The following is a 12714-nucleotide window of genomic DNA, read 5'->3' as shown; positions in this document are numbered from 1 at the left end:
GTGCAGGAAACCGCGGATCCCGAACTGGCGTGCCCGGTCGCGCCGGTCGTCGACATCGTGTTCAGCCGCTGGACGACACCGATCCTGTGGAGCCTGCACACCTTCGGCCGCCAGCGGTTCGTCGAGCTGGAACGACGGCTGACCAGCATCACGCCGAAGGTGCTGACGCAGCGGCTGCGTCAGCTCGAACGTGACGGCCTGATCGCCCGCACCTACTACGCCGAGATGCCACCCCGCGTCGAATACGAGATCACCGAGCTCGGCGCCAGCCTCGGCCCGCTCTTCGCTCACCTGGCCACCTGGGCCGACATCCACCTGCCGGAGGTGGACCGGGCGCGGCAGACCTACGACGCCGCACGATAGGGACCCGTACGACGGCCGCCTCAGGTTTCACCTGTCCAGGCGAGGGGCAGACGAGCCCCGGTGCGGTTTTCGTGGTGCGAAGGGACGATCACGTCATGCCCGAGTGGTTGCAGGCTGGAGGATGGGGACTGCTGGCCGGTTCCGCGCTGGTCATCGGCGCGGCCATCGGCTACCTGGTCCGCATTCCGCGTCACGCTGTCGCCTCGGTCATGGCCTTCGGCGCCGGTGTTCTGCTGTCCGCGGTCGCGTTCGAGCTCATCTCCGAGGCCGACGACCGCGGCGGAATGATGCCGACCGTGCTCGGCGCCGTCGCCGGGGCGCTGATCTACACCGGTTGCAACGTCCTGCTGGCCCGGCGCGGGGCCCGGCACCGCAAGCGCTCCGGCGATCAGCAGCCCTCCGAGCAGCAGCAGGCCGGATCGGGCACGGCCATCGCCATGGGGGCGTTGCTCGACGGCGTGCCCGAGTCGATAGTGATCGGGACCAGCTTGCTCGGCGGGGGCGCCGTCGGACTGGTCACGGTGGCCGCGGTGTTCATCAGCAACGTGCCGGAAGGGTTGTCCAGCGCCGCCGGCATGCGCAACGCCGGCCGCAGTCCCCGCTACGTCTTCGGTCTGTGGATCGCGATCGCGCTGATCAGCGGACTGGCCGCCGTCGCCGGATACACCCTGCTGGGCGGGGCCCCGGCTGCGGTCCTGGCCGCGGTGACCGCCCTGGCCGCCGGGGCGATCCTGGCCATGGTGGCCGACACGATGATCCCGGAAGCGTTCGAGTCGGCGCATCTGCTGATCGGGCTGGTCACTGTCGCGGGCTTCCTGGTGGCTTTCGGCCTGTCCCAGGCGGGCCGCTGACGGCAGCGCAGGGTGCATGAGGCCACGGAGGCCGGCCACGTGGTCCGAGACCTGCGCCGATCGGCGGTCTCTTCGCACGGACCGGCCGTTCCGGTGCCGTATGGCCGGGGCCGCTCAGGCGCCGGGCCGCTCGACGTCGCCCCGCCACGAACCGGTGGCGCCGCCACGGTTCTCGATGAACTCCTTGAAGCGCTTCGTGTCGGCCTTGACCTGGTGGCTGTCCACTCCGACGGCGCTGCCGACCTTCTCCACGAAGCCCTCGGGCTCCCAGTCGAGCTGGACGGTCACCCGGGTCTTGGTGTCGTCGAGGCGGTGGAACGTGACGACGCCGGCGTGCTTGGTGTCGCCGCTGGTGCTGGTCCACGCGACCCGCTCGTCGGGGTGCTGCTCGGTGATCTCCGCGTCGAACTCGCGGGTCTGCCCAGCGATCTTGGTCACCCAGTGCGTGTGCGTGTCGTCGATCTGGGTGATCGACTCAACCCCGTCCATGAACTGCGGGAAGTCCTCGAACTGGGTCCACTGGTCGTAAGCGGTACGGATCGGTACGTCGACGTCGACGGACTCGGTAACGGTGGTCACGGTCATCTCCTTACGAGTGTGGTGACCATGCGATACCCCGCCTGAGCCGCTCCAACCCAGTTGCATCGATTCGTGCGTCGTTTTTCCGCGCGTCACCGCCGGGCCAGGAACGTCGCGCCGGTCAGGTTCTCCGAGATGCGCCAGATCCGCTCGGCGTCCTCGGGGCTGCGCAGCCGCGAATACAGTGCCTGCTCGGCGGGCGCGCCACTGAGGTGCCCGAGACCGCTGGGGCCGTAGAAGAGGCCACCGCGCGCCTCGGGTGACGTGGCGGCCATCAGCGCCGGCAGAGCCCCCGAATCGGGTGTCCCGGCCAGAATGCCGTGCCGGGACAGTGTGCGGATGAGCCGTACGGAGGTGGTGTCCTTGGCCCGTCCCATGTGCGGCTGGGCGGCCAGCAAGTTCGTCGGCGCGATGCCGGGGTGGGCGATGTTGCTCGTGATGCCCCAGCCGCCGGCCTGGCTGCGCCGTTCCAGTTCCAGACCGAACAGGCCGAACGCGATCTTCGACTGGCTGTAAGCCCGGCCCGCGTTGTAGGACTTCTCCCAGTTCAGGTCGTCCCAGTTGATCGAACCCGAGTTGGCAGCCACGCTCAGTTGCGACGTCACCCGCGCCCGGCCGGCCCGCAGCAGCGGCAGCAGGTGGGCCACCAGGGCGAAATGCCCCAGGTGGTTGCTGCCGAACTGCAGCTCGAACCCGTCGGCGGTGGTCTGCCGGCTCGGCGGGGTCATCACCCCGGCGTTGTTGATCAGCAGGTGGATCGGCCGCTCCTCGTCACGCAGCGTCGTCCCCAGCGCGGCCACCGACGCCAGCGACGACAGGTCGAGGTCACGCAGCGAGACCGCGGCCTTCGGGTGTTCCTGTTTGATTCGCGCGATCGCCTTCTCGCCCTTGAGGCGATTCCGTACGGGCATGACGACCTCGGCGCCGGCCTTGGCCAGCCGGGCGGCGATGCCCAGCCCCATGCCGTCGCTGGCGCCGGTGACGACGGCGATCTTGCCGGTGAGATCGGGAATGGTCAGGTCGGGAGCGGTGCGGGCCATGGTCTCGCCTTTCTGCGGCAACGGATGCCATTTCAGGCTGCATCGCCCGCGGCGCCGGAACCACGGCCTGCCGATCCCAGGCTGCCCGGCCCGCGAAGGGGGGATCGGCGGGCCGAGGATACGGCCGGGGATCGGTGATAGAACCGAGGCATGATTGACCGAGCCGGGCTGGCCGAGTTCCTGCGCCGCCGCCGCGAGTCGCTGCAACCCGAGGACGTGGGCATGCCGCGCGGGCAGCGCCGCCGCACAGCCGGCCTGCGCCGCGAAGAGGTCGCCACGCTCTGTCACATCTCCGCCGACTACTACAGCCGCCTCGAACGCGAGCGTGGCCCGCACCCGTCCGAGCAGATGATCGCCTCGATCGCCCAGGGCCTGCACCTGTCGCTCGACGAACGCGACCACCTGTTCCGCCTGGCCGGGCACAACCCGCCGGCCCGCGGCGCCACCAGCGAACACATCAGCCCGGGCATGCTGCGCATCTTCGACCGGCTCACCGACACCCCGGCCGAGATCGTCACCGAGCTCGGCGAGACCCTGCGCCAGACCCCACTGGGTGTCGCGCTCACCGGCGACCTCACGCGTTACACCGGGCCGGCCCGCAGCATCGGCTACCGCTACTTCACCGACCCCGCGGCCCGCGAGCTCTACCACCCCGACGATCACGCGCTGCACGCGCGCGTGTTCGCTTCCGGCCTGCGCCGCATCGTCACGTTGCGCGGCCCCCGCTCGTACGCCGCGCACCTGCAAAGCCTGTTGCTGGAGAGCAGCGAGGAATTCCGCGCCGTCTGGAACGACCACGAAATCGGCGTCGGCTACAACCACACCAAACGTTTCGTGCACCCCGAGGTGGGCCATCTGGAACTGGCCTGCCAGGGTCTGTCGGATCCCGACCAGTCCCATGCCCTGCTCGTCTACACCGCCGTTCCCGGCAGCGAGAGCTACGAAAAGCTGCAACTGCTGTCGGTCATCGGCAACCAGGACCTCCTGGCCCGTACGCCCCCGGGGCCGTAGGCCTTCATCGCCGGCGCGGCGCCAGCAGGCCGCGCGGGGGAATGGAGAAGACCTGATTCGGCCGTACGCCGTAGCGGCGCAGAATGGCGTTCGTGGCGATCGCGGCCGAGGCGGCCGAGCGTTCCATCAGCGCCGACGGGAACGGCATGCGGACCCAGTCGCCGGCCAGGAACAGCCCGTCGGCGCCGGTGATCACGCCCGGGCGGGCGGCGTCGCTGCCCACCCCGAACGACGGCGCGTCGTAGCCGATCCGGGTGTCGCGCTCGACCGTTCGCATCCAGCCCGCTTCCCGCCAGATGCCCGACAGCTCCGACCACATCTGATCGGCCGCCGCCTCCGCCTCGACGCCGGGATCGGCCGCGTACGCGTGCAACTCCACGACCGCGCCCCCGGTGCGCCGCGCCCACTGCTCCGCGCCGCGCTCGACGCGGTGGAACAGGCTCACCGAGTCCAGCAGAGGTTCCCCGCCGACACCGCTGAACGCGGCCCGGTCGGCGGCTACGTCCCGGTCGGTCCAGAACCGGCTGACCGCGTACGGGGCGGTGGTGGTCACGGTCTTCATCCGGCGCGCCAGGTCCTGCGGCAGCCCGGCCGAGGCGGCCACGATGTCACCCGTGGACGCCGGGTCGGTGGCCAGCACGACGTGGTCGGCCCGCAGTTCTTCCCCGCCGGTCAGCGTGACGGTCCAGCCCGGTTCGACCCGGTCGACGGTCGCTCCCGTACGGATCTCGGCCCCCAGCGCCCGCAGCCGCTCGCTCAGCGGCCCCCAGATCGTGCTCTGGTAGTCGTCGTCCGGCGCGTCGAAGTCGAGCCCTTCCGGATTGCGCAGGAAATAGAAGTGGAACTGCATGATCATCTCCGCGGCCGACATCTCCGTCGCGGGATTGAAGAACGAATGCGCGAACACGTCGAACAGCAACGACCGGGCCCGTTCCGGCATGGCCAGACGGTCGAGGAACTCCGACGCCGGCATCGAGTCGTACTCGCGGTAGGTCTCGGCCCGCGAATACCGCACCAGCGCCAGCGAGGTGGGCCCGTCGACCTCCCGCATCTCGCGCAGCGGCAGGCTGGGCGAGCGGGCCAGCAGCGCGGCCAGGTTCCACGGGGGTGTGCCGGGCAGCCCGGCGAAATCCTCCTCGGGCCACGAACGGGAGATCACGGGATAACGCCGGGCCGGGCGCAGGAACGACAGCGCCGGGTCGATCCGGCGCAGAACGTGACGCCAGTTGTAGTACTGCCGGAAGAAGGCGTGAAAGCCGTGCCCGACCATCTGGGTCGAGCCGTCCGCCATGCGTCTCGGCCACGCCGCGAGCCGCCCGCCCAGCCGCTCGTCGCGTTCGAGCAGGGTCACCGCGACGCCCCGCTCGGCCAGCAGCAGCGCCGCCGTCACCCCGGCGATCCCACCCCCGGCGATCACCGCGCGCACGGGCTGCCCGACCTGATGGGGCAGCGAGCGGTCGACGCGCACAAGACGCCGGGCATGGTGGCTGACATGGGCGGTGCTGCTCGAAGCCATCATGCCCCTGATGTTCCCGGCCGCCGGTGATCCACGCGTGCCTCCGTTGTCCGCTGAGCCTCGGTGTGCCTTCCAAACCGTAGTGGATCGCTGCCTGACCAGCGCACACGGCTACCGGCAGTCACGGGCGCCAGCGCGGGTTGTGCAGCATCGCCAGGTTGCGCAGAGCGTTTCGCCGAGCTGCCTCCAGCGATTCGCGGTCGTCCCCACGCGGACGACGCCCGTGGCCCAGCGCCGCGGTGGCGTCGTCGAGCAGGGTCCAGTAGATCGGGATCGCCGCGCCCCGGCCGCCGTTCACGCCCAACGTGAAGGCCCAGTTGTTGCGGGCGGCCACGGTGGCGGCGGCCGTCGGACCGAGGCTGGCGGTGCTGACCTCGACGACCGCCTCGAGGATCGACAGGGCCGTGGTCTCGTTGCCTTGCCGGCGCTGCGTCTCCGCGGTCTCGACCCAGCCGAGGACCCAATCCTTCGTGATCTTCCGCGCCCGGATCCGCCGCTCGTACACCGCCACGCCCGACTCGCCCGCCGGCACGTTCCACTCCAGGTGGATGACGATCTTCTCATTTGCCTTGCCTACCACCCACGACCGCAGGTCGTCCCGAACCTGCTGCGGCGTGCGCCCGGGCAGCCGGAATCGGGTGACGACCGGGCCGCGGTGGAACGCCAGCAACGGCTCGGCGCCGCCCGTGGCGGTGATCTCGAGGCCGGTCATCTCGCTCCACGGCAGGTTCAGATGCCCCCAGGCCAGCACACCCCACGACGAGAACCAGATGCTGCGGCCGCGGCCGGCCTCGGCCTCGCCGTCGCGCTGAGGTGCCGCGTCCGGGATCCTCACCGCACGTCCCCAACGACGCTCATCAATGGACGATACCTCGGCTCCGCCACCTCTCACGTCAGGAGACAGCGGGTGGCCGCTGCCGCACTACGTCCCAAGCGGCCTTGCCGCTGGCGAAGTAGTCCCGTACGGCTTTCTCGGCCAGCAACGCCCGCCCGCAGCCGTCGCAGCGGGCCTTCACCCCGTCCGCGTCGAGGCCCAGGCTGCGGCAGACCGTCACCGCGCGCGACAGGTGATACGCCTGGGTGACGACGAGTGCGCGCCGGACCCCGAACACGTCGCGGGCCCGGATGCACGAGTCGTAGGTGTCCAGCCCGTACGGGTCGGCCACCACGCGGGCCGCGTCCACGCCGAGCGGCCCGGTCAGATACGCGGTCATCGCGGCCGGTTCGTCACCGGAGTCGCCCCCGCCGTCCCCGGAGACCAGCACCGTCCGCGCCCGGCCCGCCGCAACCAGCTCGGCCGCCGTCTGCAACCGCCCGGCCAGCCGCGCCTCCGGTTGCCCGCCGGCACCGACCGTCGTCCCCAGCACGATCACCACGTCGGCGGCCGGCGCCTCGGCCGCGTCGTGGACGTGCCCCAGCGCCGCCGTCGTCGTCCACATCCACGGCGCGCTGACCAGCAGCACCAGCACCGCAGCGACGAGCACCAGCCGGCGCGGGCGCACCCACGTGATCAACCTCGACCTCACCGGCGCAGCGTAGGCAGGCCTGTCGAGTTACCGCGTGTTCCCGGCCCGCAGCCACGCGACGTAGTCAGCCGCCGCGGCGGCGGTGTCGTAGCGGGGCTCGAAACCGGTGTCCTCGCGCAGCCGGGTGATGTCGAGCCACGTCCGCGGGCGGTCACCCGCCGACGGAAGCTCGGCCCGGAAGCTCGGCTCGACGGACCGCAACGCGGTGACGACCTCGGCGTTGCTGGTGGCGTGCCCGGAGGCGACGTTGTAGGTCGTGTGCCGCAGGTGCTCGGTGAGCTGCAGCAGGGCCAGGGCGCGACCGGCGTCCCGGACGTAGAGCAGGTCAAGGGCGTCCTCGGCTTGCGGCGGCGCGGGGAAGGTGGACAGGTCCGGTTCGCTGCGCTGCGCCGCGGCGTTGACCAGCACGGACGTGGGGAAGAAGGGGTCGGGAAGGTGCCCGCCGGGTCCCCAGATCGCGGAGATGCGGGCGTTGACGATCGACACGTCGGTGACGGCGGACAGATGCCCGTCGAGCAGCTCGAAGATCTTCTTGAACGTCGGGACGGCGTGCGTGTAGCCCACCGGAAGCGGCATGTCCTCGGTGAGCGCGCCCGTCAGGGCGAGGTTGTAGACGCCGATGGTGCTCGCGGTGACGATGCGGTGCACGCCCCACGCCTGCGCCGCGCGGGCGATGTTCAGGTGTCCCTGCAGGGTCCGGGCGGCGACGTCGACGGCGTCGATGCCCCGCTCCGGCCCCGGCAGGGACATGGCGAGGTGCACGATCCCGGTGATCGGGTGCTGTTTGCCCACCCCGAGCAGGGCGTCGAGGTCGGCCACGTCGGCCTGCACGGCGTGCACGGGCAGGCCGGCCAGGTGCGCGGGGACGTCGGCCGTGCGTCGTTGCAGCAGGACGCTCTCCTGGCCGGCTTCGGCGAGGGCGCGCACAGTGTGCGAGCCGATGAAGCCCGCCCCTCCGGTTACGAGGATCATGACAACTCCTGTCGTGGTTCTGATCGTCAGTACTACTGACGATCAGGCTAGCCCTAGAATGGCGGCATGTCCACCGAGCACAGCGCCACCCCCGACCCGCACGACCTGCTGGGCTATCTCCTCAAACACGTGAACATGCAGTTCACGGCCCTGACCGACGCCGCGCTGAAGCACCTGGGCATCGACAGCAAGGACTTCGGGGCGCTGCGGGTCCTGGCCGGGCCCGAACCGGCCTCCCAGCTGCAGGTCGCGCAACGACTGGGCATCGACCGCACCACGATGGTGGCGATCCTCGACACCTTCGAGCGCCAAGGCTTCGTCCTGCGGCGTCCGGACCCGGCCGACCGCCGCCGCAACATCGTCGAACTCACCGAGCAGGGCCGGCAGACCTTCGACGCCGCGGAAACGGCTTACCAGGAGGCCGAAAACATGTTCCTCGCGCCGCTCGACCCGCGCGCGGCCGACCAGCTCCGCCACACGCTGCGCGACTTGCTGAAGTAGAAGAACTCCCGGTCAAGAGCCGGATGTCCCGGCGGGGTGGGTGGTGCTGACCGTCGCTCGCGCGGGGGCCCGGGCGGGCTTCGCCGGCCGCTGACGCGTCCCAAACGGGTTCTGTAACAGTATGGGCGATAGTCACCCGCCTATGTGGACGCGGGAGGGTGCGAAGCGCCGGTGCGGGGCTGCTTACCGTGTGGGCATGGTGAACACGGCACTGGCTCAGGAACTGATCGACATGACCGACGAGGACCGGCGCCTGCAGCCGGGTGCGCTCGGTGACGACCTCGCGGCCCAGCTGGCCCACCGCCGCGTCACCACCCGCAACGGCGACCGCCTGATCGAGATTCTCGACGAGCACGGCTGGCCCACCCCGGACCTCGTCGGTCCCGAGGCGGCCCGGCGGGCCTGGCTGATCGCGCAGCACGCCGACCGGCAGCTGCACCTGCAACGCCGCGCGCTGCACCTGATGACCGCCGGCCGGGCCGACCCCGCGCAGGTGGCCATGCTGCACGACCGGGTTCTGGTCAACGCGGGCCACAAACAGCGCTACGGCACCCAGATCGCGGGCATCGTCGACGGTGCACCCGTCCCGTGGCCGTGCGACGACCCCGACCACCTGGACGAGCGCCGCGCCGAGGTCGGCCTGGACCCGTACGCGGTCCACATCGCCAAGCACGCCCCGGCCTGATCACTGCCGAGCGGTGTCGCCCGGCGCGGCCAACCGGCGGCCCTCGGCCACCGGTTCCTCGGCCCCGTCCGGCTCGACCGCCTGGCCGTCGCGGGCGCTGAGCTCCTCGAACGATTCCCGCTCGGCCGCGACCAGGTCGGCGAACGAGTCGTGCCGGTCGCCCAGACCCGGGTACCACGACGCCCAGACGTACGCCGCCCACTCGCCCTCGTCGTTGACGTCACCGGGGTCGAGCAGCCAAAAACAGGCGTCCGCGTCGGCTGACACCAGCAGCGCCCGGGCCATCAGCTCGTCGTCCTCGTCGCCCGCGCCGATCATCTCGGGTTCGAGGTCGCGCAGCCACCCGACGTCGGCCGTCGTCCGCATCGTCCACACGAACGGGCTCATCTCGAGCCACCCGTCGGAGGCTTGCAGGAAGGCACGGTATCCCGGCGGCAGCCCCACCCCGAGCCGCTGCTCAGCGGCGGCGAGCGCCGCCGGGCTCGCACCCGCGAACCCGAGCCACCCGGAGGCCACCCGTTCGTCCCCGAGCTCGCGACGCTGATCGGCGTCGGCCACCCGGAGGAAGTCCGCGCTGTACTCGGTGAGGTGGGCCCGCCATTGCTCGGCCGTCCGGGGCCGCCCGCTCGAAGCCACGCCTCACCTTACGAGGTGGCAAGTCTCAAGCGCGGGCCGGCGGTGCCGATGGGACGACCTGTGGGCTCACCGGCGGACGTGATGGTGGCGTCGGCTGCGCACTGGCTGGCCGCCGCGGACCGGGTCGACGAGTTCGAGGTGGCGCTGGCGCTCACGGCGAGCGCAGGCGAGCGGGACGACCTGATGCGAGCCCGGCTCCTGCTTCTCACCGGACGTCCGCGGGAGGCGCTGGGCCTGCTGGCCCGGGAACAGATCACCGAGTTGTCCCCGGAATCGAGAACGTCCTGGCCGCATCTACTGCTGGCCGCGTGCCGCGCCGCCGGCGGCGACCTCGGCGCCTACCGCTGGCTGCTGTCCACTGTCGCGGCCTGGCCCGGGGCGTGGCAACCGCTCTACCTGGTCGGTGCGGCGGCCGAGCAGTGCGGTGACTACGCCACGGCCGATCAGGCTTGGACGGCCCTGGTGCGGGCGCACGGGATCGTCACGTCGTTCACGCTGTCCCGCTTCCTGGGTTCCGTCGTGGCTCGGCGGGACCGGCACGACGGCGCGGCGGCCACCCGGACCGTGCTCGACGTGGTGGAGGAGTTCCTCGCGGCCGATCCCGACGTGGAGGCGCATCCGGAGCCGATCCTGGCCGCGGTGAACTATCTGCGGCGGCGGGGCGACACCGCCGGCTCCGCGCTGCTTCTGCATGTCGCCCACCACCGGTTCCCGGAGGCCGCCGCATTGCGGGCGGTCGTCACTTCAGCACCGATGCGCCGTTTCGGTCGCCGCCGGACCGCGCTGCGCCTGGCGTCCGCCGCCCCGCTGGTTCCGGCGGCCGCCCTGGCCGTGTGGTCCGGCGTTCCGCCCCTCGTGGTGGCCGGGCTCGTGCCCGTTCTGCTGGTGCATCACTTCGGCGCCAGAACTGTGCCCGGCTTCACCGCCGCGGACAGCGCGGTGTGGCGGGCCGGGGCGAAGCTGCGCCAGGGGCCGGCCCGCCGGGAGCTGACCCTCGACCAGCACGTCGGCGCGGCGCTGGCCCTGGCCCTCGTCGTGACCGCGGCCGTGCCCATCGCCGGCGCCTCAACCGGCCGCGTCACGCTCAGCGCCGTCGTCTTCGCCGGGCTCATGGCCGTGGTGACCGCCATCGGGCAGGCCCTGATGCGTCTCGCCCGGTGGCACAACTGGCGCTCCGAGCGCCACCGCAGGCAGCAGGCGGACCGCTACCGCCTCGCCGACGCGGGGGACTGCCGATGCTGGCAGGCCGGCGCCCTCACCGGCAGCTACGCGACCGCCTACCTGAACCGTCATCTGACCGTCGCCGGACCGGCCGGCCGGCTCCTGGGCGCCGCAGTGCTCCGCTGCCCCACGACCGGGACGCTGTGGCTGAGCACCACGGCCGGGCCGAGCGGCAAACACCTGCTGCTGCGCGGAGTCGACCAGCTGAGCATCGATCAGCCGGCCCCGGCCACCGGTGGTTATCTCTGACGGTCCCGGCGGCCGCAGCCGTCTACGCTCGTCGGCGTGCGACGCGACCTCGTCCTGCGCGGACTGGCCCAGAACCCGGCGATCCCCGACGAGGGGCTGCTGCGGCTGCTGCGCGACTGGCCCGTACCGGTGGCCCGGGGTCTGGAATCGCGGGCCGGCCTGCCGCTGATCGTGCAGGAACGGATGGCGGCCCACCCCGAACGTCAGGTGCGGGCCGCGGTCGCCCGCAGCGCGTGGGCGGACCCCGCCGTGCAGGATCGGTTGCTTCAGGACCCGGACTGGCGCGTGCGGATGAACGTCTACGCGTACAAGAAAAGGCGCCCGATGTCCGAGGGGGCCCTGCAGCGGCTGATGACCGAGCTGCTCGACCCGCCCGACGACAGCCCCATGGCGAGCCACGAGTTGTTCGGCGAGCTGTTCTTCGCCGACTGGGGACGGGCCGAGGTCGCCGCCCGGCACCCCGATCCGCGGGTCCGCCTGATCGCCGTGGGACAGGTGCGCCCAGACCGGCTGCCGGCCCTGCAAGCCGACCCGGATCCGCAGGTGGCCGCGGCCGCCGCCGCCGCGATCGCCGAACGTCGACGGCCCATGCAGCCGGCCGACCTGCCGCCGATGCACTGCCACGCCTTCTGGACGGTGCTGCACTCCCCGCTCTCCCCGGCGCTGGCCGCCCAGGTGGCCGCCTCCGATGACCTCGAAGCCATCGCGACGATCGCCGCCAACCCGACGTTGCCGCCGGCCGTCGCCGAAACCCTCGCGCACCATCGCGACGCCGGGGTCCGGGCCACGCTGGCGGCCTGCGCGGGGCCGATCGCTGTTTTCGTCGCCGACCGCGACCCGCACGTGCGGGCCGCGGTGGCCACCCGTGCCGGGCTCACCGCCGAGCAGATAGCCGTGCTGGCCGCCGACCCCGACGACGCCGTACGCCAGGCGCTCACCACCCACGCCTACGTGTCCGACGCCGAGCGCGCGATCCTCGACGGCCAGGCCGACCTCCGTACGGACGAGGCCACGCGCTGGGCCTTCTCGACCAACCCGCGCCTGCGGCGCCGCGCCGCCCAGGACCCGCACCTGCCCCCGCCGGTGGTCGCGCACCTGGCCACCGATCCCGATGAGCCCGTACGGGTGGAACTCGCCCGCCACCACCCCGAGGCCCCGGGCGAGCTGTTGCTGAGCTGCTTCCTGAAGAACCGGAAGCTGTCGGCGTTGCTCGAGCGGCCCCAGTTCCCGCAGGCCGGGCTGGCCGCCCACGCCGGCCACCCCGATTCCCGCGTACGGGCCCTGGCCGCCCGCGACCCCGAGGCGGACCCGGCACTCATCGCGCACCTGAGCACCGACCCCGACCCGCTGGTCCGCAAGGCGATGGCCCGCTGCCCCCGCCTGCCCGCCGACCGCCTGGCCGTCCTGCTCGACGACCCCGACCTGGCCGTCGACGCCGCCGCCAACCCGTCGCTGGACCGGGCGGCGGTGATCACGGCGATCCGGTCCGCCGGTTGACGCCGGCGGCGAGCGTCGTACGGGCGCCCGCGATGACGGCCCCGTCCGGCCGGCCGGCCGAGACCGT

14 protein-coding genes are annotated in these 12714 nt (G+C 72.1%); 7 read left to right on the top strand and 7 right to left on the bottom strand.

All coding sequences use genetic code 11. From position 1 onward, the window contains the following. Window positions 1-363 carry a winged helix-turn-helix transcriptional regulator gene (locus BKA14_RS18735; RefSeq protein ID WP_184952219.1) on the top strand — a complete coding sequence of 121 codons (363 nt, stop codon included), beginning with the start codon at window positions 1-3 and terminating at the stop codon, window positions 361-363. A gap of 95 nt (window positions 364-458) precedes the next feature. Further along, the gene (locus BKA14_RS18730; RefSeq protein WP_184952218.1) at window positions 459-1214 is read left to right on the top strand and encodes a ZIP family metal transporter; all 756 of its coding nucleotides are present in this window, start codon (window positions 459-461) and stop codon (window positions 1212-1214) included. A 114-nt stretch (window positions 1215-1328) separates the two neighbouring features. Here the strand turns inward: BKA14_RS18730 and BKA14_RS18725 are convergent, their stop codons facing one another. Next, window positions 1329-1793 (bottom strand): SRPBCC family protein, encoded by a 465-nt coding sequence (locus BKA14_RS18725; RefSeq protein WP_184952217.1) that lies wholly within the window; start codon window positions 1791-1793, stop codon window positions 1329-1331. A gap of 92 nt (window positions 1794-1885) precedes the next feature. Beyond that, window positions 1886-2833, bottom strand: a complete 948-nt coding sequence (locus tag BKA14_RS18720; protein WP_184952216.1) for an SDR family oxidoreductase — start codon at window positions 2831-2833, stop codon at window positions 1886-1888. 150 nt (window positions 2834-2983) lie between these two features. On the opposite strand from BKA14_RS18720, the gene BKA14_RS18715 reads away from it, so the two are divergent. Next, on the top strand, window positions 2984-3844 hold the full coding sequence (locus tag BKA14_RS18715) for a helix-turn-helix transcriptional regulator (RefSeq protein ID WP_184952215.1): 861 nt from the start codon (window positions 2984-2986) through the stop codon (window positions 3842-3844). A 4-nt stretch (window positions 3845-3848) separates the two neighbouring features. Here BKA14_RS18715 and BKA14_RS18710 read toward each other — a convergent pair whose 3' ends face one another. The 4 genes from BKA14_RS18710 to BKA14_RS18695 form a co-directional block, all read right to left on the bottom strand. After that, window positions 3849-5363: an FAD-dependent oxidoreductase gene (locus BKA14_RS18710; protein ID WP_184952214.1), complete on the bottom strand. Its 1515-nt coding sequence runs from the start codon at window positions 5361-5363 to the stop codon at window positions 3849-3851. Window positions 5364-5481: 118 nt separating this feature from the next. Next, entirely contained in the window at window positions 5482-6195 is a 714-nt protein-coding gene (locus BKA14_RS18705) for a hypothetical protein (protein WP_184952213.1), read from the bottom strand. Window positions 6196-6253: 58 nt separating this feature from the next. Then, window positions 6254-6886, bottom strand: a complete 633-nt coding sequence (locus BKA14_RS18700) for a SanA/YdcF family protein (protein WP_239093051.1) — start codon at window positions 6884-6886, stop codon at window positions 6254-6256. Window positions 6887-6913: 27 nt separating this feature from the next. Beyond that, window positions 6914-7858 (bottom strand): NAD-dependent epimerase/dehydratase family protein, encoded by a 945-nt coding sequence (locus BKA14_RS18695; RefSeq protein ID WP_184952212.1) that lies wholly within the window; start codon window positions 7856-7858, stop codon window positions 6914-6916. A gap of 66 nt (window positions 7859-7924) precedes the next feature. Between BKA14_RS18695 and BKA14_RS18690 the strand changes: the two genes are divergently transcribed. Both BKA14_RS18690 and BKA14_RS18685 read left to right on the top strand, forming a co-directional pair. Further along, entirely contained in the window at window positions 7925-8359 is a 435-nt protein-coding gene (locus BKA14_RS18690; RefSeq protein ID WP_184952211.1) for a MarR family winged helix-turn-helix transcriptional regulator, read from the top strand. Between the two features lie 196 nt (window positions 8360-8555). Then, a complete protein-coding gene (locus BKA14_RS18685; RefSeq protein ID WP_184952210.1) occupies window positions 8556-9044 on the top strand; it encodes a DUF6624 domain-containing protein in 489 nt (162 codons plus the stop codon). Here the strand turns inward: BKA14_RS18685 and BKA14_RS18680 are convergent, their stop codons facing one another. Beyond that, window positions 9045-9680, bottom strand: a complete 636-nt coding sequence (locus BKA14_RS18680) for an SMI1/KNR4 family protein (RefSeq protein WP_184952209.1) — start codon at window positions 9678-9680, stop codon at window positions 9045-9047. A gap of 48 nt (window positions 9681-9728) precedes the next feature. Here BKA14_RS18680 and BKA14_RS18675 point away from each other — a divergent pair, with 48 nt between their 5' ends. Further along, window positions 9729-11150: a tetratricopeptide repeat protein gene (locus BKA14_RS18675; protein ID WP_184952208.1), complete on the top strand. Its 1422-nt coding sequence runs from the start codon at window positions 9729-9731 to the stop codon at window positions 11148-11150. A 36-nt stretch (window positions 11151-11186) separates the two neighbouring features. Further along, window positions 11187-12647, top strand: coding sequence for a hypothetical protein (locus BKA14_RS18670; RefSeq protein WP_184952207.1), 1461 nt, complete (start codon window positions 11187-11189; stop codon window positions 12645-12647). The last annotated feature ends 67 nt before the right edge of the window (window positions 12648-12714 follow it).

Origin of the sequence: Paractinoplanes abujensis, assembly GCF_014204895.1 — a bacterium.
GTDB classification, from domain to species: Bacteria; Actinomycetota; Actinomycetes; order Mycobacteriales; family Micromonosporaceae; genus Actinoplanes; species Actinoplanes abujensis.
Note: the sequence above shows the minus strand (reverse complement) of the source record. Positions and strands in the feature narration are given on the sequence as shown.